General features: G+C 39.2%; 15 protein-coding genes, 2 tRNA genes, 1 other RNA gene and 1 pseudogene. 9 read left to right on the top strand and 10 right to left on the bottom strand.

Features of this window, described 5'->3' with window-relative positions; genetic code table 11:
• Nucleotide 1: 1 nt before the first annotated feature.
• From aceF to rsgA, 6 genes are all read right to left on the bottom strand, one after another.
• Nucleotides 2-1,894, bottom strand: coding sequence for a pyruvate dehydrogenase complex dihydrolipoyllysine-residue acetyltransferase (aceF, locus tag L5B83_RS07400; protein ID WP_265778028.1), 1,893 nt, complete (start codon nt 1,892-1,894; stop codon nt 2-4).
• A 51-nt stretch (nt 1,895-1,945) separates the two neighbouring features.
• Nucleotides 1,946-4,609, bottom strand: a complete 2,664-nt coding sequence (gene aceE / locus L5B83_RS07395) for a pyruvate dehydrogenase (acetyl-transferring), homodimeric type (protein ID WP_265778027.1) — start codon at nt 4,607-4,609, stop codon at nt 1,946-1,948.
• 353 nt (nt 4,610-4,962) lie between these two features.
• Nucleotides 4,963-5,463: a PTS glucose transporter subunit IIA gene (gene crr, locus L5B83_RS07390; RefSeq protein WP_265778026.1), complete on the bottom strand. Its 501-nt coding sequence runs from the start codon at nt 5,461-5,463 to the stop codon at nt 4,963-4,965.
• 62 nt (nt 5,464-5,525) lie between these two features.
• A complete protein-coding gene (ptsI, locus tag L5B83_RS07385) occupies nt 5,526-7,253 on the bottom strand; it encodes a phosphoenolpyruvate-protein phosphotransferase PtsI (RefSeq protein ID WP_265778025.1) in 1,728 nt (575 codons plus the stop codon).
• Between the two features lie 99 nt (nt 7,254-7,352).
• On the bottom strand, nt 7,353-7,610 hold the full coding sequence (gene ptsH, locus L5B83_RS07380) for a phosphocarrier protein Hpr (protein WP_100295592.1): 258 nt from the start codon (nt 7,608-7,610) through the stop codon (nt 7,353-7,355).
• A gap of 216 nt (nt 7,611-7,826) precedes the next feature.
• The gene (gene rsgA, locus L5B83_RS07375) at nt 7,827-8,888 is read right to left on the bottom strand and encodes a small ribosomal subunit biogenesis GTPase RsgA (RefSeq protein ID WP_250350221.1); all 1,062 of its coding nucleotides are present in this window, start codon (nt 8,886-8,888) and stop codon (nt 7,827-7,829) included.
• 80 nt (nt 8,889-8,968) lie between these two features.
• Here rsgA and orn point away from each other — a divergent pair, with 80 nt between their 5' ends.
• The 5 genes from orn to ssrA all read left to right on the top strand — a co-directional run bounded on the left by orn (nt 8,969) and on the right by ssrA (nt 11,496).
• Nucleotides 8,969-9,517: an oligoribonuclease gene (gene orn / locus L5B83_RS07370; protein WP_250350220.1), complete on the top strand. Its 549-nt coding sequence runs from the start codon at nt 8,969-8,971 to the stop codon at nt 9,515-9,517.
• A gap of 131 nt (nt 9,518-9,648) precedes the next feature.
• A tRNA-Gly gene (locus tag L5B83_RS07365) sits at nt 9,649-9,724 on the top strand.
• A gap of 15 nt (nt 9,725-9,739) precedes the next feature.
• Nucleotides 9,740-9,815: transfer RNA gene (locus L5B83_RS07360), tRNA-Gly, on the top strand.
• A gap of 607 nt (nt 9,816-10,422) precedes the next feature.
• The gene (locus L5B83_RS07350) at nt 10,423-11,025 is read left to right on the top strand and encodes a hypothetical protein (RefSeq protein WP_265778024.1); all 603 of its coding nucleotides are present in this window, start codon (nt 10,423-10,425) and stop codon (nt 11,023-11,025) included.
• A 104-nt stretch (nt 11,026-11,129) separates the two neighbouring features.
• Nucleotides 11,130-11,496, top strand: a transfer-messenger RNA (tmRNA) gene (gene ssrA, locus L5B83_RS07345).
• A gap of 149 nt (nt 11,497-11,645) precedes the next feature.
• Here ssrA and thiI read toward each other — a convergent pair.
• On the bottom strand, nt 11,646-13,100 hold the full coding sequence (gene thiI / locus L5B83_RS07340; protein WP_265778023.1) for a tRNA uracil 4-sulfurtransferase ThiI: 1,455 nt from the start codon (nt 13,098-13,100) through the stop codon (nt 11,646-11,648).
• 217 nt (nt 13,101-13,317) lie between these two features.
• Here thiI and xseB point away from each other — a divergent pair, with 217 nt between their 5' ends.
• The 4 genes and pseudogenes from xseB to L5B83_RS12460 form a co-directional block, all read left to right on the top strand.
• Entirely contained in the window at nt 13,318-13,566 is a 249-nt protein-coding gene (gene xseB / locus L5B83_RS07335) for an exodeoxyribonuclease VII small subunit (RefSeq protein ID WP_265778022.1), read from the top strand.
• A 25-nt stretch (nt 13,567-13,591) separates the two neighbouring features.
• Nucleotides 13,592-14,482 (top strand): (2E,6E)-farnesyl diphosphate synthase, encoded by an 891-nt coding sequence (gene ispA / locus L5B83_RS07330; RefSeq protein ID WP_265778021.1) that lies wholly within the window; start codon nt 13,592-13,594, stop codon nt 14,480-14,482.
• A 74-nt stretch (nt 14,483-14,556) separates the two neighbouring features.
• The gene (gene dxs, locus L5B83_RS07325; RefSeq protein ID WP_265778020.1) at nt 14,557-16,416 is read left to right on the top strand and encodes a 1-deoxy-D-xylulose-5-phosphate synthase; all 1,860 of its coding nucleotides are present in this window, start codon (nt 14,557-14,559) and stop codon (nt 16,414-16,416) included.
• Between the two features lie 481 nt (nt 16,417-16,897).
• Nucleotides 16,898-17,101, top strand: a pseudogene (locus tag L5B83_RS12460) (IS630 transposase-related protein); the annotation flags it as partial.
• Between the two features lie 611 nt (nt 17,102-17,712).
• Here the strand turns inward: L5B83_RS12460 and L5B83_RS07320 are convergent.
• From L5B83_RS07320 to fadD, 3 genes are all read right to left on the bottom strand, one after another.
• Nucleotides 17,713-18,183, bottom strand: coding sequence for a hypothetical protein (locus L5B83_RS07320; protein WP_265778019.1), 471 nt, complete (start codon nt 18,181-18,183; stop codon nt 17,713-17,715).
• 118 nt (nt 18,184-18,301) lie between these two features.
• Nucleotides 18,302-19,453, bottom strand: coding sequence for a ribonuclease D (gene rnd / locus L5B83_RS07315; RefSeq protein ID WP_265778018.1), 1,152 nt, complete (start codon nt 19,451-19,453; stop codon nt 18,302-18,304).
• A 138-nt stretch (nt 19,454-19,591) separates the two neighbouring features.
• Nucleotides 19,592-21,280 carry a long-chain-fatty-acid--CoA ligase FadD gene (gene fadD / locus L5B83_RS07310; RefSeq protein WP_265761887.1) on the bottom strand — a complete coding sequence of 563 codons (1,689 nt, stop codon included), beginning with the start codon at nt 21,278-21,280 and terminating at the stop codon, nt 19,592-19,594.
• Nucleotides 21,281-21,317: the final 37 nt, after the last annotated feature.

Raw genomic sequence — 21,317 nt, 5'->3', positions numbered from 1 at the left:
ATTACATTACTAAACGGCGAAGATCGCTTAATACACCATTAATGAAGGTGATAAATCTTGCGCCATCTGCCCCATCAATCACACGGTGATCGTAAGAAAGTGATAATGGTAACATTAAGCGTGGTGTGAATTCTTTACCATTCCACACTGGTGTCATTTCAGATTTAGACACACCTAAAATCGCCACTTCTGGGGCATTTACAATTGGCGTAAATTGTGTACCACCAATACCACCTAAGCTTGAAATGGTGAAACAACCACCTTGCATATCCGAAGCAGTTAATTTACCTGCACGTGCTTTTTTCGAGATTTCCGCTAATTCACGTGAAAGTTCGATAATGCCTTTTTTGTTCACATCTTTAAATACTGGTACAACCAAACCATTTGGCGTATCGACTGCGACGCCAATATTAACGTATTTTTTCAAGATCAAGCTTTGTGCATCTTCGGATAACGAGCTATTGAAGCGTGGATAAGCTTCTAAGGCTTTCGCTACCGCTTTCATAATAAATACAAGTGGGGTAATTTTTACATCAAGTTTTTGTTTTTCCGCAAGCACATTTTGCTCTTTACGGAATTGCTCTAAATCCGTGATATCCGCTTTATCCCATTGTGTAACGTGCGGAATCATTACCCAGTTACGGTGTAAGTTTGCACCAGAGATTTTTTGGATACGACCTAATTCCACTTGTTCTACTTCACCAAATTTGCTGAAGTCCACTTTCGGCCAAGGGAGTAAGCCTAAACCCGCACCATTTGCTGCACCTGTTGATGTTGCAGAGACAGAACCGCTTTCTACGGCTTTCACTGCCGCTTTCACATAAGCTTGAACGTCTTCTTTTAGGATACGACCTTTACGACCTGTTCCTTTCACTTTATCTAGGTTTACGCCAAATTCGCGCGCTAAACGGCGAACAACTGGTGTTGCGTGAGCAAAACTTGCACTCGCTGTAACTTCTGCTTGGTTAGCCGATTGCGCAGATTGCGCTGCTGGTGCTGGGCTAGCTGCTTGAGTTTGTACGGGGGCTTGTGCAGCTGGTTGTGCCACTGGCGCAGCAGTTGGTGCTGAACCTGCAACTTCAAAACGCATAATCAATGAACCCGTTGAAACTTTATCACCTGATTTCACTAAAATTTCTTTCACTACACCAGCAAATGGGGCAGGCACTTCCATTGAGGCTTTATCGCCTTCAACCGTGATTAATGATTGCTCTTCAGAAATACTATCGCCCACGGCAACCATAATTTCAGTCACGTTTACTTCATCACCACCAATATCTGGAACGTGAACGTCTTGCACGCCACCAGAGACTGCTGCAGGAGCAGTTGTCTCCTCAACCGCTGGTTGCGTTGCTGGCGCTGCGGCAGTCGTTTCAAATTTCATCACTAATGAACCCGTTGAAACTTTATCGCCTACTTTAATAAGAATCTCTTTTACCACACCAGCTACAGGCGCAGGCACTTCCATAGAGGCTTTATCACCTTCTACGTTTAAAATAGATTGTTCTTCTGAAACAGAATCGCCTACGCTCACTAAAATTTCAGTCACGTTTACTTCATCGCCACCAATATCTGGAACGTGAATTTCAATCACAGAACCACCCGCACTTTGTGGAGCAGCAGGCGCAGCTTTTTCTTCCACGGCAGGTGCTGGTGCAGCAGCTGCACCTTCTAAAATAAACATCGGTGTACCTGTTGAAACTTTATCACCAACTTTTACTAATACTTCTTTAATGACACCCGCTTCAGGTGAAGGCACTTCCATAGAGGCTTTATCACCTTCAACATTAATTACTGATTGATCAACTTCAACCGTATCACCCGCTTTTACCATTACTTCGGTAACGGTTACTTCATCGCCACCAATATCTGGAATTTGAATTTCTTTAGCCATTTTCTTTTTTCCTCAAAACTCCCCTCACCAAAGCAAGGGGAGCGATGTTAATTATGCGTAAAGTGGATTAATTTTATCTGCATCAATGCCATATTTTGCAATAGCATCTGCCACAACTTTCTTATCAACTGTACCTTGTTTTGCAAGCTCAGTTAATGCGGCGATCACCACATAATGTGCATTCACTTCAAAATGTTCACGTAAGTTTTCACGGCTGTCTGAACGACCAAAACCGTCTGTACCTAATACACGATAACTTTGTGCTGGTACATAAGCACGTACTTGTTCTGCATAAAGCTTGATGTAATCTGTCGCTGCCACAGCCGGCGCATCATTCATTACTTGTGCAATGTATGGTGTTTTGGCTTCTGCTTCAGGATGTAATAAGTTCCAACGCTCTACATTCGCGCCATCACGTGCAACTTCCGTAAATGAAGTGACGCTATACACATCAGAAGTAACACCAAAGTCATCTGCAAGCAATTTCGCTGCTTCACGAACGTGGCGTAAAATCGCACCTGAACCTAATAATTGAACTTTGCCTTTACCTTGTCCAGTTACCGTTTCAAATTTATAAATACCTTTACGAATACCCTCTTCTGCACCTTTTGGCATTGCAGGTTGCTCATAGGTTTCATTTAAGGTTGTGATGTAGTAGTACACATCTTCTTGCTCTGGACCATACATACGGCGAACACCGTCTTGAATAATCACAGGCACTTCAAACGCAAAAGCAGGATCATAAGAAATACAGTTTGGAATAACTGAAGATTGAATATGGCTATGACCATCTTCGTGCTGTAAGCCTTCACCGTTTAGCGTTGTACGACCTGATGTACCACCAATCATAAAGCCACGCGCACGTTGGTCGCCAGCTAACCACATTAAATCACCAACACGTTGGAAACCAAACATTGAGTAATACACAAAGAATGGAATCATTGGTACGTTGTTTGTGCTATAAGAGGTTGCTGCCGCAATCCAAGATGCGGTTGCACCTTGTTCATTAATCCCTTCTTGTAACACTTGACCATCAATGGCTTCACGATAGTAAGAAACTTGTTCGCGATCTTGTGGCGTATAGTTTTGTCCGTGTGGGTTATAAATACCAATTTGACGGAATAACCCTTCCATACCGAAAGTACGTGCTTCGTCTGCAATAATTGGCACAATGTGTTTACCCACAGATTTATTTTTCAACAATACGTTTAATGAACGAACAAACGCCATTGTGGTTGAAATTGGACGAGATTGGGCTTCAAATAATTGGGCAAACTCCTCTAACGCAGGCACTTCAAGCTCATAGGTAAAGCGTGGCGCACGCGTTGGTAAATAACCATTTAATGCTTGACGGCGCTCGTGAAGATATTTGTATTCTTCTGAACCTTCTTCAAACTTGATATATGGTAATTTTTCAATCTCTTCATCTGATACCGCAATATTGAAACGATCGCGAACGTGTTTAACGCCCGACATATCCATTTTCTTAACTTGGTGAGCAATGTTTTTACCTTCCGCAGCATCACCCATACCATAACCTTTAATGGTTTTCACTAATAGCACAACAGGTTTATCTTTAACTTGTTTTGCTTTATTGAATGCGGCAAAGACTTTTAATGGATCGTGACCGCCACGGTTCAATGCCCAGATTTCATCATCGGTCATTTCAGCCACTAATGCTTCAGTTTCAGGGTAACGTCCAAAGAAGTGTTTACGAACATAAGCACCATCTTTTGCTTTGAAGGTTTGATAATCGCCATCAACCACTTCCATCATTAATTGCAATAATTTACCTGAAGTATCACGTTGTAATAAACGATCCCAACGGCGCCCCCAAACAACTTTAATTACTTCCCAGCCACAACCGTTAAATTGCGCTTCTAATTCTTGAATGATTTTGCCATTACCTGTTACAGGGCCGTCTAAGCGTTGTAAGTTACAGTTGATAACAAAAACAAGGTTATCTAATTTTTCACGAGCGGCAAAAGCAAGCCCACCACGAGATTCTACTTCGTCCATTTCGCCATCACCTAAGAAAGCGTAAACAGTTTGATCTGCGGTATCTTTCAAGCCACGATTATGTAAATATTTTAAGAAACGTGCTTGATAAATGGCATTCAATGGACCAAGCCCCATTGATACCGTTGGGAATTGCCAGAATTCAGGCATTAATTTAGGGTGCGGGTAAGAAGAAAGCCCTTTTCCGTGCACTTCTTGACGGAAATTATCTAGTTGTTCTTCAGTTAAGCGTCCTTCAACAAAAGCACGCGCATAAATCCCCGGAGAAATATGACCTTGGAAGAAAACTAAGTCGCCACCATTTTTTTCGGTACGCGCTTTAAAGAAATGGTTGAAACAAACTTCATAGATTGTCGCAGAAGATTGGAAAGATGACATATGACCGCCAAGCTCTAGATCTTTTTTAGAAGCTCTTAATACCATCATAATTGCATTCCAACGAATTGCACTACGGATACGGCGTTCAAGATCTAAATTACCCGGGTAGTTTGGCTCTTCCTCAACAGGAATAGTATTAATATAATCAGTGCTAACACCCGTTGGTAAAGAGACTGAATTTGCACGTGCGTGCTGCATTAATTGCTCAATAATAAACTGTGCTCTTTCAACACCTTCTTCACGAATTACTGAGTCGATCGCCAATAACCAATCATTGGTTTCGATCGGATCTACGTCATTTCTTAACATTTCTGACATAGTCTTTTCCTTATTTATTAAGTTGAAGTTAAGTTCAATTTCTATCTGAAACTGAACAACGAATGGATAACTAATACTTATATCTGGGCTATTCTACAACTATTAAAATCCGTTTACAAATATTTAACAAAGATTATAAAAAATATAAGATTTGTTGAAATGAGAAAATATTGCTAAGTCTATAGAAAGACAAAAAATTTATGAAAAAATTCCACCGCACTTTAAATAATGAGTAAAGTGCGTAAATAGCTAATCATCTTTTTTACGGATAAACTTGACCGGTGTTTAACCACATTTCTGCATAACAAAAAGCCCATTCACTTAATGGAATGGGCTTGATTATATGAGGTCTTTTATTTTCTCACGACAAGAACAACAGAATCACCCGCAACAACTTCACCTGTTTTTTTCTCAATATGGCTAACTTCATCCATATTAGAAATGACCACTGGGGTAAGCACAGATTTAGCTTTAGCTTCAAGTAATTCTAAATCTAATTCAATAATGGTATCACCACGTTTTACTGTTTGACCTTCTTCGGCAATACGTCTAAAACCTTCCCCTTTTAATTCAACGGTATCAATACCAAAGTGTACAAATAATTCCACACCATCGGTAGATTCCATTGAGAAAGCATGATTAGTTTCAAAGATTTTGCCTACAACGCCATCAACAGGGGCAACAAGTTTATTGCCGGTTGGGCGAATTGCAATTCCGTCACCTACAATTTTTTCTGAAAAAACCACATCAGGCACATCTTCAATATTCACAATATCACCTGAAAGCGGTGCATAAATCTCTACTTCAACGGTTTTATTGCTTTTTGAACCAAATAATTTATCAAAAAAACCCATTTTTAGTCTCCTACTAAGTGAATGTTTGGGCTATTCTAGCCCAAAACTTGAATAATTGGTATCTAGTTTAATGCTTTTTCTGCTAAAAAATCAGCCACCAATTTTTCAATATCTGCGGCAGTTGGTTGCGCTAAGGCTTTCTCTGCCAAGACTTTAGCATCTTGATAATTTACATTACGGATTAATTTTTTGATTCTTGGCACAGAAATGGCACTCATACTAAACTCGTCTAAACCCATACCGAGTAATAATAAAGTGGCTCTCTCATCACCTGCTAGCTCACCACACATTCCCGTCCATTTACCTTCTGCGTGAGAGGCATCAATCACTTGCTTAATTAAGCTCAATACAGATGGTGTCATTGGGTTATATAAATGAGAAATTAACTCGTTACCACGATCCACCGCAAGGGTATATTGTGTTAAATCATTAGTACCGATACTGAAGAAATCAACTTCTTTCGCTAAGAATTTCGCATTTACTGCGGCTGATGGGGTTTCCACCATTACACCAATTTGAATATTTTCATCAAACGCCTTACCTTCATTACGTAACTGCTCTTTTAATCGTGTAATTTCTTCTTTTAAGGTACGAATTTCTTCCACAGAAATAATCATTGGGAACATTACTGCTAATTTACCGAAAGCAGACGCTCTTAATACCGCTCTTAATTGAGCATGTAAAATTTCTTTACGGTCTAACGCAATACGAATCGCACGCCAGCCTAAGAATGGGTTCATTTCTTTTGGTAGGTTCAAATAAGGTAATTCTTTATCCCCACCAATATCCATCGTTCTTAATACAACTAAACGACTATTCATTGCTTCAACGACTTCTTTATAAGCAATAAATTGTTCTTCTTCTGTTGGAAGTTGATCGCGATCCATAAACAAAAATTCTGTGCGATATAAGCCTACGCCTTCCGCACCATTACGATCTGCTCCTTCTACATCACGAATCGTACCGATATTTGCTACCACATCAACACGATGTCCATCTAAAGTAAGTGCTGGTAAATCTTTTAATTTAGCTAATTCTGCTTTCTCTTCCGCTAATTGGGCTTCTAAGGCTTTTAAGCGTTCAATTTCGTCTTGGCTTGGATTCACATAAACACAATTATTCACCGCATCAAGAATTAAGAAATCTCCTGTATTTACTTGCTGCGTAACCGTATTTGTTCCCACAATGGCCGGCAATTCTAACGAACGCGCCATAATAGAAGTATGAGATGTTCTACCGCCAATATCTGTAATAAAACCAAGTACTTTATCAAGGTTAAGCTGTGCGGTTTCTGATGGCGTTAAATCATAAGCCACAAGAATAGCTTCTTCGTTAATCTCACCTAGATCAACAATGTGCATACCTAAAATATTCTTGATTAAACGATTACCAATATCACGAATATCTCCTGCACGTTCTTTTAAATACTCGTCATCAATTTCTGATAACATTGCCACTTGCTGATCAATAATTGTGCTTGCAGCAACGCCTGCATTCACTTTATTAGAACGTAAATAATCAATGATTTCTTCTTCTAATTCTTCATCTTCCAAAATCATTAAGTGACCTTCAAAGATCGCGGCTTTTTCTTCACCTAATGAAGCATAAGCACGATCTTTAATTGCGGTTAATTGCTCAATGGCTGCATTGCGTCCTTCATAAAAACGTGCAACCTCAGCGTCAACTTGGTCGTCTTGAATTTTTTGCGTATCAAGTACGATTTTTTCTTCTTTTAAAACAAGCGCTTTACCGAAAACAATACCGGGTGATGCTGGAATACCTGAAATCATAATGACCTTCCGAACTAATAATTAAATTTGGCTATAAAATAGAACAATAGCCACAAACGAACTTTTTCTAGGAAGTAAAATTTGTGGCTAATGATGTGATTACTCTAAAGTAGGAATTAATGCAACTAAATGATCTACTGCTTTTTGCTCATCTTCACCTTCAGCAGAAATGGTGATCACCGTACCTTGAGTCAAACCTAAAGTTTGTAATTTGAAAAGGCTTTTTGCACTTGCACTTTTGCCCCCAGAAGTTACTGTAATATCTGAAGCAAAGGCTTTTGCTTCTTTTACGAACTGCGCTGCTGGGCGAGTATGTAAACCATTTGGAGCAATAATTTCAACATCTTTTGAGTACATAGTAAAATCCTCTTAATCATTGTTTGAGTATAAATTTTGTTTTGACATCAAACAGCAACAACGGCTGTTCAATTATGTATTTATTTCATCTCTAAAAATAAATCTCGAAATAGTATTCAACTTAACACAACAATAATCAACCCCAATCACCATAAAATTTGAACTAAATCACAAAAAAACACTTAAAGCGACGGTTTTTTATGCGGTTATTAACCTTTATTTAACCATTGCCTTAACTGAAAAGTGTCTATGATCTTTTGTTTCTAACAAACTCTCAATTAAATTATGATAGTTTTTAAATCTTACTGGATCAATTTTTCCTTGCTCTACAGCCTCACGCAAGGCGCACCCCGGATCATTCAAATGTTTACAATCCCTAAATTTGCAAGTACCTAACACGTATTGGAATTCGCGGTATCCTTTTGTGATTTGATCGGCATCTAAATGCCATAAACCAAACTCTCGAATCCCCGGTGAATCGATCAAATTTCCTCCTTGTGGTAAATGGTACAGGCGAGAAGAGGTTGTGGTATGACGTCCTAATCCCGATCCTTCACTCACAGTTCCAACCTGAGCATTAACATCAGGCAAAATACTGTTGATTAAACTGGATTTCCCTACGCCTGATTGTCCGACAAAAATAGATGATCCGTTAGACAAAAGTGCGGTAAGATTTTGCATATTTTCGCCAGTTTTTGCGGAAATCATCAGCGTTTGATAACCAATTTTTTCATAAACCTTAAGCTGATTTTCTACTGCGCTTCGCTGAGTTTGAGAGAATAAATCAGCTTTATTAATCACGATCACTGCAGGAATTCTCGCATTTTCACACACCACCAAATAGCGATCGACAATATTCCAAGACAAATCTGGCACAACGGCTGACACAATAATAATGCGATCAATATTGGCAGCAATAACCTTTAATCCATCATAATAATCTGGGCGAGCAATCTCGTTACGACGTGGATGAATTGCTTCAATCACGCCACTTACTCCTTGCAATTGCTCATTGCCCTCTCGCCATACGACATTATCCCCAACAACCACATTAGCTAAAGTGCGGCGTAAATTACAACGAAAAATTTGCCCTTGCTCATTTTCTACATCAGCGTGTAAAGAATAACGCGTTACCACTGTACCTTCTTGCGTTGGACCTAGCATTTCATCTTGCCACTGAATTTCTTTACTTTCCTTCAATTTGTGACGTTGTAATGTTTTTGCGTTGTTAGAACGAATTCTACGTTGCTGATTGTAAGTTAATTTTTGTTTGCTCAAAGATAAATCCTTAAAGTGCGGTTGGTTTTCGGTTAAACTATCCCGAACTCATCAAAATAACACTGATATAGGATACCCTAATGCAATTAGATAAACAAAACCTTATTTGGATTGACTTAGAAATGACGGGCTTAGATCCAGAAAAAGAACGCATTATTGAAATCGCCACCATTGTCACAGATAAAAATCTTAATATTCTTGCTGAGGGGCCTGTGCTTGCAATTCATCAGCCCGATAGTCTACTTGCCAAAATGAGTGATTGGTGTCAAAAAACTCATCGTGAAAACGGCTTAATTGAACGTGTAAAACAAAGCAAACTCAGCGAACGTGCCGCGGAATTACAAACTTTAGATTTTCTCAAAAAATGGGTACCCAAAGGGGCTTCCCCAATTTGTGGCAATAGCGTGGCACAAGATAAACGCTTTCTATTCAAATATATGCCCGAACTGGCCAACTATTTTCATTATCGTCATCTTGACGTTAGCACGCTCAAAGAGCTTGCCTCACGTTGGAACCCAGAAATGTTAAAAGGATTTAGTAAGAAAAATACGCATCTTGCTTTAGATGATATCCGTGAATCTATTGCCGAGCTAGCTTATTATCGAGAGCATTTTATCAAAATGCCTTAGCCTATTTATTATTTAGGAAGAGGAGATCCTTGCTTTCTGATCAATAACTAAACAAGCAATCAACTTTTTTATAATTTTACTTGCGGGCGTAAAAATTTTTCGTATAATACGCCCCGTTCCTTACGGAATATGCGGGAATAGCTCAGTTGGTAGAGCACGACCTTGCCAAGGTCGGGGTCGCGAGTTCGAGCCTCGTTTCCCGCTCCAATTTTCTTATCTCTTGCGGGAATAGCTCAGTTGGTAGAGCACAACCTTGCCAAGGTTGGGGTCGCGAGTTCGAGCCTCGTTTCCCGCTCCAAATTTTCTTCCTATTATAATTTAGCAAAATTAACGTAGTATTTTTATTCTATCCTTTCTAATCTGTTCTAATAATTTAACTATCATTATTTAAAATAAAAACAGGACGATAATGCATTATTGAATTAAGGCATAATCAGGTAATACAATCAATATATATCCTTTGATATTTGCCCATATGTGTTACTTTATGCCCTAATTTCTCTGCCATTTCTCACAAGACACTCATACGATGAAATCCCACATTACCTAAAATAATGACCGATTTTTGAGTCAATTCTGGCAATAATTGCCTACGCCACGCTTCAAAAAACACACTGGACATCCTATTTTTACAAGTTATAGGCACAATAAGCTGATTGCCTACTTATGTAGCAACAAACGATAATTGTTTATACCTTTTACCACTTATCTGTGCTTTAACTATAGTAATTTTAAAAAATGTTTTTTTATTTGATTTCAATAAGTTAAAAACATTATTTTAAACATCATTGAAATTAATACGTAAAAAAATGTAAATGTAGTTTATTTTTCCACATTTTTGTTACAGACTATGCAACCCAAACGTGGGGTTTGTATCTCATTATTTGAATTATTTAGGAGTAAAAATGAAAAAATCATTATTAGCTGCATTAGTATTAGGTGCAACCTTAACTGTAACCGGTTGTTTCGATAAAGAAAGTAAAGTTTCAGAGCAGGTTGAAAAAGCAAAAGCAAGTGCTGCTGAAGCAAAAGATGCTGTCGCTCAAGCTGCATCAGATCTTAAAGACACAGCAGTTGAAGCTACAAAAGACGTGAAAGACACTGCAGTATCCAAAATTGCAGAAGCTAAAGATGCGATTACTGAAAAAGCAAGCTCAATGGCGGATGATGCTACTCAAAAAGTGACTGAAATGAAAGATGCAGCGGCGGAGAAAGTAACTTCTATGGCTGATGCAGCTACCCAAAAAGCAGCTGAAATGAAAGACGCAGCAGTAGAAAAAGTAACTGGTGCTAAAGATGCTGTAGTAGAAAAAGCAGTGGATGTAAAAGACACAGCAATGGATAAGGTTGCAGATGTTAAAGATGCTGCTGTAGAAGCAAAAGATGCCGCAGTAGAAAAAGCGAATTCAGCAGCAGAAAAAGTAGCTGAAGCAAAAGATGCTGCAGTAGAAAAAGTAACTGAAGCAAAAGACGCCGCAGTTGAAAAAATTGAAAGTTTAACTAAATAGTTTAGGAACCTAGTTATAACTAAGAAAGGCTAGAAATATTCTAGCCTTTTTACTTTATTTCTCTTTAAATTCAATCAATTCCTTGATAGAATTAACAAGTTTTTGGGGCTGATTCTGGATTCGACGGGATTAGCGAAGCCCAAGGTGCACGTCGAGGTGCGGTTGGCCTCGTAAATAAACCGCAAAAAAATAGTCGCAAACGACGAACAATACGCTTTAGCAGCTTAATAACCTGCTCATCGCCTTCTCTCCCCAGCTTTCGCTCGTAAGACGGGGATCAAGAGGAGTCAAACCCAAACGAGATCGCGTGGAAGCCTCCGCTTGAGGATCGAAACGTTAAATTAAATCAAGCTAGCTTAGTTATCGCGTGTCTGTCCGCAGTGATTAAGTGAAATTAAAGACCAGACTAAACGTGTAGTACTGAAGGTAGAGTAATTTCGGACGGGGGTTCAACTCCCCCCAGCTCCACCAAATTTAGGATAAAAAGGATTAATTGGCGTAATAGAATTAATTATGTTACTTAATCCTTTTTATTTTCAGATAAATTTAAGGGTTAGATTAAACTAGCCTATCTGCTCATTTAATCTAACTCTCATTTAATCTAACCTATGCAGATTTCTCTATTTTATCTGTCTAAACACCTTCACATTTTTAAACCCATTTTCTTTCAAATAAAGCGCTTGGAGTTTACTCATTACGCCGCGTTCGCAGTAAAGGACGTAATTTTTATGTTGATCCAGTTCTGGAAATAGGGAAGAAAGTTTATAGAATGGGATTAAACGCACTTCTTGCCCTTCGAGTTCTAATGGGTTTTCATCTGTTTCTTCAGGGCTACGGATATCAATGACAATATCGTCTTCGCCTAATACAGAAATCGTATCCACTTCAACCACGTCTTTTTCCGTTTGTTCTGCAATTTGACGAATATCTAAATATTGTGCATTTTGCACCGCACTTTCTAACACGCTGAAATCAAAATGATTTTCTTCGCTAAGAATTTTTTCACGCACCGCTTTAACCGTTGGATTTTTTGAAATTACGCCACAAAATTCAGGCATTGATTTAGCAATATCTTCTGTGCCGATGTCTTTTGCCATTGCAATAATTTGTTCCTTATCGTGGGTGATAAGTGGACGTAATACTAGAGCCTCTGCGGCTTCATCAATCAAGCGTAAATTGGTCAGTGTTTGGCTGGAAACTTGGCCAAGCGCCTCCCCAGTAACAATCGCTTGAATCCCGAAACGCTCTGCCACTTTACTTGCGGCACGCACCATCATTCGTTTTAACACCACACCCATTTGCCCGTTATCAATCTTTTCTAAAATTTCTGCTACCACAGGTTCAAAATTGATTGCAACAAAACGCACTTTGTGCGAGCCACTAAAGCGATGCCAAATGTGATAGGCCATTTGTTTCACACCAATTTCGTGTGCCGCGCCGCCAAGATTAAAGAAGCAATAATGAACGCGCGAGCCGCGGCGAATCAGCATATAGCTCGATACCCCTGAGTCAAAACCGCCAGAGATAAGTGAAAGCACATCTTCTTGTGTACCAATAGGATAACCACCTAGCCCCGTATGGCGTGCTTTCACCAACATCATTTTGTCGTCTTCAATATCAATGCGAACAGTCACATCAGGGTTGCTGAGTTTCACTTTTGCACTGGCAATGTGTTGATTTAATCCGCCACCAACATAACGCTCCACATCAAGGGAAGAAAAATCGTGCTTTCCTTTACGTTTTACACGCACACAAAAGGTTTTATTTTCAAGTAGATGTGCAACATCTTGCAAAGTTTGTTGGAAAATATCTTGCACGTTGTTAAATGGTTTTTCTTCCACTTCAAGAAAATGGTGAATGCCCGGAATTCGCTCTAATAATTCAATTAATAATGCGTGATTTTCTGCATTTTTTGACCGCACTTCGATATAATCCCAGTGTTTCACCACGGCGACAGTATCATCATATTTATTCAAAATATTGCGAATATTCCCTGTAAGAATTTTAATAAAGCGTTTACGCACGCTTTCACTTTTAATCATAATTTCAGGGAAAAGTTTAATAATAAATTTCATTAGAATACTTCTATTTCAAGCAAAAATTGGGCGATATTGTACAACATCTTTTGCAAATCCCCAATTTTTCTCGCTGTTTTCTCGGCAATGCAAGATAAACAAAAGTGCGGTGCTTTTTCTGTGATTTTTTGTGCAACAATCTCGCTATATGCTTTAACAAGTCCATAAAAATACAGTACAATGTGGCATTTATTCAGGTTGGATTTAGGAAAAACAAATGGCACGCAAACCAACAAAAGATGAACATAGCTTAGATTTTGAAGCTACCTTAACTCAATTAGAGAGCATCGTTGCGCGTTTAGAAAGTGGTGAATTACCCTTAGAACAGGCTTTGCAGGATTTTGAAAACGGCATTAAACTGGCGCAATTAGGTCAAGCGCGCTTACAACAAGCGGAACAACGCATTCAAATTTTGCTTTCAAAAAGCGATAAAGCAGAATTGAGCAACTATCAACATAACGAATAAGCAACTCAACAAATAAGCCACTGCTATGGATCAATTTGCACAGGATTTACAACAAGTTCAACAACGGATAAATCAATTTCTCGAACAACAATTTGAGCAAATTGATACGCATCCCTCCCCCCTTGCTCGCGCAATGAAATATGCCCTTTTGCTAGGTGGAAAGCGTGTGCGTCCATTCTTGGTGTATGCCACAGGCAAAATGTTAGGTGCAGAACTCGTGCATTTAGATTATGCCGCAGCAAGCATTGAAGCAATTCACGCTTATTCCTTAGTCCACGATGATTTGCCTGCAATGGATAACGATACGCTACGTCGCGGTCACCCAACTTGTCATATCGCCTTTGATGAAGCTACCGCTATTCTTGCAGGTGATGCTTTACAAGCCTTTGCCTTTGAATTACTCAGCCAAACGCCTAATTTGTCAGCCGAACAACGTGTTGCTTTAATCGCAGAATTAGCAAAAGCCTCTGGCGTACAAGGAATGTGTTTGGGGCAAAGCCTAGATTTACAAGCAGAACATCAGCAAGTCAGCTTAGCTGAATTGGAAAGAATTCATCGCAATAAAACAGGCGCATTATTGCGCTGTGCGTTAAAAATGGGCTTTCTTTGTTCGCCATATTTTGCCGATCAACAACTTTGCCAACAGCTCGAACGCTATGCCGATGCCATTGGGCTAGCCTTCCAAGTACAAGATGATATTTTAGATATTGAAGGGGAAAGCGACGTAATCGGCAAAACCGTAGGTGCTGATTTAGCCGCAGATAAAAGCACTTACCCGAAATTACTAGGCTTACAAGGGGCGAAAGAAAAAGCACAAGAACTGCATCAACAAGCCCTTAATGCTTTAGCGGAATTATCTTTTGATAGCTCACCCTTAAAGGCGTTGAGCGAATTTATTGTAACAAGAAAAAATTAATATATTGGACACCGCCTAAGCCTTATTCAGTTAAAGTGCGGTCGAAATTTAACCCTTTTTGGATTTGATTAACAATGGAAAAATATCCTCTTTTATCACTGATTAATTCACCGGACGATTTGCGTCTTTTAAATAAAGATCAACTTCCCCAACTTTGTAATGAATTACGCGGATATTTGTTAGAAAGTGTTAGTCAAAGTAGCGGACATTTGGCATCAGGTTTAGGCACGGTAGAACTCACGGTTGCCTTGCATTATGTGTTTAATACCCCATTTGATCAGCTTATTTGGGATGTAGGGCATCAGGCCTATCCGCATAAAATTCTCACTGGACGCCGCGATAAAATGTCCACCATTCGTCAAAAAAATGGACTTCATCCTTTTCCTTGGCGTGATGAAAGCGAATTTGATGTGCTAAGCGTGGGGCATTCTTCTACCTCAATCAGCGCTGGGCTTGGTATTGCCGTTGCGGCAGAAAAAGAAAATGCAGGACGTAAAACCGTTTGTGTGATTGGTGATGGGGCAATTACCGCTGGAATGGCCTTTGAAGCACTCAACCACGCAGGTGCATTGCACACCGATATGTTGGTGATTCTCAATGACAATGAAATGTCCATTTCCGAGAACGTGGGGGCGTTGAATAATTATCTTGCTCGCCTATTTTCTGGCTCTTTCTATTCCACTTTGCGCGAAGGCGGTAAAAAAATTCTCTCTGGCGTGCCGCCTATTAAAGAGTTTGTCAAAAAAACGGAAGAACACGTTAAAGGCTTTGTTTCCCCTATCGGCACAATGTTTGAAGAGCTAGGCTTTAACTATATTGGTCCGATTGATGGACATAATGTGGACGAATTAATTAGCACATTAAAGAATATGAGCAGCCTAAAAGGTCCGCAATTCTTGCATATAAAAACCAAAAAAGGCAAAGGCTATGCCCCCGCGGAAAAAGATCCTATTGGTTTTCACGGTGTGCCAAAATTCGATCCTTCGAGCGGAAAATTGCCTAAATCCACCACCCCAACCTATTCACAAATTTTTGGCAACTGGCTATGTGAAATCGCTGAACAAGATCCAAAATTAATCGGCATCACCCCAGCTATGCGTGAAGGGTCAGGAATGGTGGAATTTTCCAACCGTTTTCCACAGCAATATTTTGATGTTGCTATTGCCGAACAACACGCGGTTACCTTCGCCGCAGGCTTAGCGATTGCAGGTTTTAAACCTGTCGTCGCCATCTATTCGACGTTCTTACAACGTGCCTACGATCAGGTCATTCACGATGTGGCTATTCAAAATCTTCCCGTGTTATTTGCCATTGACCGTGCAGGCGTAGTTGGTGCAGACGGGCAAACTCATCAAGGGGCATTCGATATTAGCTTTATGCGCTGTATTCCAAATTTAGTGATTATGACCCCTAGCGATGAAAATGAATGTCGCCAAATGCTTTATACGGGCTATCAATGTGGTAAACCTGCTGCAGTACGCTACCCTAGAGGCAACGCTATCGGCGTTTCACTTGATCCATTAGCAATGCTGCCTATCGGAAAAGGTAAAGTCCTGCGTGAAGGGGAAACGATCGCTATTTTAAATTTTGGTACGTTATTGCCAAATGCCAACGCAGTGGCTGAAAAATTAAACGCAACCCTTGTAGATATGCGATTCGTCAAACCAATTGATGAAACCTTAATTCAACAACTGGCTGACACTCACGCTTTATTGGTTACACTTGAAGAAAACGCGATTCAAGGCGGAGCAGGGAGCGCAGTGGCTGAAGTGCTAAATTCTCAGTGCAAAACTACCGCACTATTACAATTAGGCTTGCCCGATTTCTTCATTCCACAAGGTACACAGCAAGAAATTTTGGCAGACTTGAAACTGGACGCACAAGGTATTGAAGCACAAATCACAACATTTTTACAAAAACGTAAAAAAATTTAAAATAGTTGTGAACTATTCCGCGCCTCGTGAGTCTTAGTAAATGCTAGTGCACTGCAAATTGCAGTTGTCTTTTTCAAACTAATTTTCTTATTTAAGACCTCTCCGCCACCTGATTTTCGTGTGGCGGTTTTTTTATGTCTTGAATTTACAATCTAACTGCAATAAATAAAAACACAATTGCTTTACTGAGGACATATTTTCTGAAAGAGCGAGACATTACGCCATTTTTGGAAGCTCAAATAGAAGACTCACCGACCACGTATAGCTAAACTTACTTAAACACCATCAATTTAAAAAGCATATCAATACAATCAACTTGATATTTTTTCCGTTTATTTTTGATCTCAGCCAACTTCTTTTCAATGGAATTTAAGTCAGGGCTATATAGCTAAGCTTATTCAAACATCGTACCCCCTTCACAAACTCCTCACAGGACACAAAAACGAGTTACTCCCTAGATTTAAGAAAAAATCGCAAAGACTTAGTACTAACCAAATATATTACAGTAAACAACAAAAAGATTGATGATGTCTCGCTATTAGAAGATGTGCATCTTTATCCAGATACTTATCAATATGAGCGTACAAAATGTCTAGGCTATTCTATAAATAGTATTTTCTTTGCCTTACGACGCCTAAGTATCACTTATAAAAAAGACGCTGAAGCCCCCCAAAGTCTGCCCTAAGCTGAGAGATGCTTTTCAGAAAAGCATAAAAAACTCAAAATAGCGGGCAGAAATTTGGTTCATTTAAATGAAAGTGATTTCTATAGGAGTAATGCAATAGCGGCTTTGTCCAATAGAAAACTGTTCTCTGTTGGGTTATTTGACAGTACGGTCAGTCAATGGTCATCTTTTTGAGGTATGGGTTAAACAGTGTTTTACCTCCAAAGAGTGTTATCATTATGAATAATGCGACATTTCACAAACGGAAAACAACCCTGATATTCATTGAGAAAGTGAGTTATGAAATCCTTGGTTGTCGCCATATAGCCCTGACTTAAATTCCATTGAAAAGAGATGAGCTGAAATCAAAAATAAATGAAAAAATACCAGATTAATTGTATTGATACGCTTTTTAAATTGTCTGGTATTTAAGTAAGTTTAGCGATATGTTTAAGTCGTTTGCTCTTTTATTGTTCTTTCCTACCCTTAGCACACCTAAAATCCCTTTTATCATTGCTGTTATCATTTTTATTACTCTCTTAATCACCTTTGCCAGCTTCCCGATCTGCCTATAAATTTAAACGAAAAAAAACCGCCTTAACGGCGGCTTTTAGAAAAGGATAAAGCAGATTTTATTGTGCTTTTTTACCATATTTTTCGGCTAATTCAGCTTGAAGTTTTTGTAACTCTGCTGTTGCCGCGGTTGTTTTTTCTGTTTTTGCTTGAACGGCTTTTGTCGCTTCTTCTGACGCATTATTCATTAATGCTAAGCCATCTTTTGCAAGCTCTGAGGTTAATGTTAATACAGATTGCATTTTATCTTTTAACTGTTTGATTTCAGGGCTTTTAATATCTAACGCATTCAAGCTTTTTTGCACTTCTGCATTTCTTGCACTTAACGCATTCATCGCCTCTACGATTTGTTTTTCATCACCAGAAGATAATTTTTCCATATATTCTTGCTGAAAAGCGACTTGACTTTGCTGATTTGCTAAACTCCATTCCACTAATTTTTGATAATCTGCTGCGGGATCAGCTTTATTACAAGCCGCAACAAAAAGAGCAAAAATAATCGCCGTGGTTAATTTAATAATTTTATTCATTACATTTTCCTTTAAATAATAGATAACTAATATAGCCAAAAAAGTTTAACTATAGGATTATTCTCATTGAGAGAACGCTATTCTAATCTCTGTGCTAAGAAATTGCCAAGCAATATAATTAAAAACTTTGTAAAGATTTGAGCAATGTTTCACCAAACTCTTTGCGCCATCCTTTTAATAAATCAGGTAAATCATTCGGATCTTGGTGTTTTATCCAGCACCATTTCATTAAACTTTCTAACCCTCGTTTGCTTGAGATAGTCTCTATGGGCAACTCCGCTGGCGTGATTTCGTTTAATTTTTGTTGCAACATTTTTAATCCAGCGCGATAGCGTGGTTCATCAACCAAACGAACAATCGGGGAGGGATACGCTTCTTTAGGCGTGCGTTTTGCTTTCTCAACAAGCTGTAACATTTTTTTACCATTCACTCGCACTTCCATCGGCAATAATCCTAAATCAAGTAATGCCGAAGTGTGCTTAGGAAGATGTTTCGCCACAAGCCACAAATGTTCGCTTTTTACAATAAAATTTAACGCCACATCACGTTTAATGGCTTCTTCTAAACGCCATTTTGCAAGAAGTTTTAACGCCATTAACGCTTGTTCATTTAATTTCCACGCATTGGGAATATCAAAATAAGCACGTTCAGGATCTCTTGGTTTGCTAATTTTTTCTAACAATAATTCACATTCATTTTGTACCGCACTTTGCCACGGTGTTTGTAATAAATGTTGTTGCATTTTTTCATATAAAGGAAGGAGATACCAAACATCGGCTGCCGCATAGCGTAATTGGACATCGGATAATGGGCGTGCGAGCCAATCTGTGCGTGAAGCACCTTTATCTAGCTCTAACTGAAAATAATGATAAATTAAACTGGCAAATCCCATAGAATGACCAAAACCTAAAAATTGACTTACAACCTGTGTGTCGATTAATGGTGTAGGTAACTGTTTGAAGTAGTGGTAAAAAATCTCAAGATCTTCTTTACTCGCGTGTAGAATTTTAATGACATTGATATCTGCAAGCAACGCAATAAAAGCGGAAAAATCATCAATGACTAAAGGATCGATCAGACTTACCTTCTCACCATCATAAAGTTGGATCAACCCCAACTTTGGATAAAAAGTTCTGGTACGAATAAATTCGGTGTCCAATGCAACGTAAGATTTTTCTCTCGCGCGTTGGCAAACTTCCTCCAATGCCAATATTGAAGTAATTATTTGAAAGTGCGGTGGATTTTTGATTTCTTTTTTTATTGCTGACATAACCTTATTTCATTCATTTTTAATCACATCTCATAAAAAATACTGCAATGGCATTAACGCATTGCTTTATTTCAAATGAAGATAAAATGAAGGCGAACTTTTTGTCCGCCCTTGATTTATTTTTATCGCTTAAACCGATTAATGCGATGGACGCTTCGCTAATTCTTCATCGCGTAACACACGGCGGAGAATTTTACCGACATTGGATTTCGGTAACTCATCTCTAAACTCAATATCTTTCGGGATTTTATATCCTGTAAGATGCTGTCTGCAATGTTGGCGTAGCTCATCACGTGTGAGGCTTTCATCTTTTTTCACCACAAACACCTTAATTGTTTCGCCTGATACTTCGTGTGGCACGCCAATCGCAACCACTTCTGCGACTTTATAATTGAGCATAATCACATCTTCAATTTCATTTGGATAGACATTAAATCCCGAAACGATGATCATATCTTTTTTACGATCGACAATACGCAAGCTGTAAGAGTCGTCCATCACCACAATATCTCCCGTTGCAAGCCAGCCATCTTTCAGTACTTCAGCGGTTGCTTCTGGGCGTTTCCAATAACCTTGCATCACTTGATCACCTTTCACCCAAAGCTCCCCCGGCTCGCCAAGTTGCGCTTGTTCGCCATTGTCTTTGATAATTTTAATGTCCGTATTGGGAACAGGAACCCCAATAGTACCATTGTGTTTCACCACATTAATTGGGCAAGCGGCAATCAGTGGTGAACATTCTGTCATACCATAACCTTCAATAATGCTACAACCTGTGGTTTCGTGCCAACGTGTTGCGACAGATTGCTGAATTGCCATTCCGCCACCCACAGAAAGTTTAAGTTGTGAAAAATCAATTTCTTTGAAATTCTCATTATTTAATAAGGCATTAAATAAGGTGTTCACCCCTGTAATCGCCACAAAGCGATGTTTTTTCAGCTCTTTTACAAAACCGTCAATATCACGTGGATTGGTGATCAGAATTGCTGTAACACCCAATTCAATAAACAATAAACAGTTCACCGTCAGGGCAAAAACGTGATACAGCGGTAACGCCAAGATCGCTTTTCGTTCACGGGTATGATCGCCAACAAAAGGATAAGCAATCCATTTTGCCTGAAATACATTGGTAATAATATTGTGATGAGAAAGCATTGCCCCTTTCGCAACGCCTGTTGTTCCCCCTGTATATTGTAAAAAGGCAAGATCATTGCGTGTTAAATTAGGGCGGACATATTGGCGATATTTGCCAACGGCAAGCACTTCACGGAAAGTAACGGCGTGCGGGAGTTTATATTTTGGCACGAGCTTTTTAATGTATTTCACCACAAAATTCACCAATGTTCGTTTGCCAAAAGAAAGCTGATCGCCCATTCGGGTTAAAATAACGTGTTTAACCGCGGTATTGAACACCACTTTTTCAAGGGTTGAGGCAAAATTCGATACTACCACAATCGCTTTGGCACCGCTGTCTTGCAGCTGATGTTCGAGTTCTCTTGGGGTGTAAAGCGGATTCACATTGACGACAATCATTCCCGCGCGTAGTATGCCGAATAAGGCAATAGGATACTGCAATAAATTAGGCATCATTAACGCCACAGGATCGCCTTGTTGTAACTTCAATTCATTTTGTAAATAAGCAGCAAAGGCACGGCTACGCTCTTCTAATTTACGAAAGGTCAGCACCTGCCCCATATTAATATAAGCGGCACGATCAGGATGTTCTCTCACGGCTTTATCAAACATATCTAAGATGTTTTCATAAGCGGAGGTATCCAGTTCCCTTTCTGCCCCCTCTGGATAATTGATAAACCAAGGCTTTTCCATTTGTTATCCTTATTATTTTTATTAAATCTTGTGGATT

Source organism: Avibacterium sp. 21-599, from assembly GCF_026226765.1.
Taxonomy (GTDB): Bacteria; Pseudomonadota; Gammaproteobacteria; order Enterobacterales; family Pasteurellaceae; genus Avibacterium.
The sequence above is the reverse complement of the archived record's forward strand: the minus strand, read 5'-3'. Positions and strand labels throughout refer to the sequence as shown.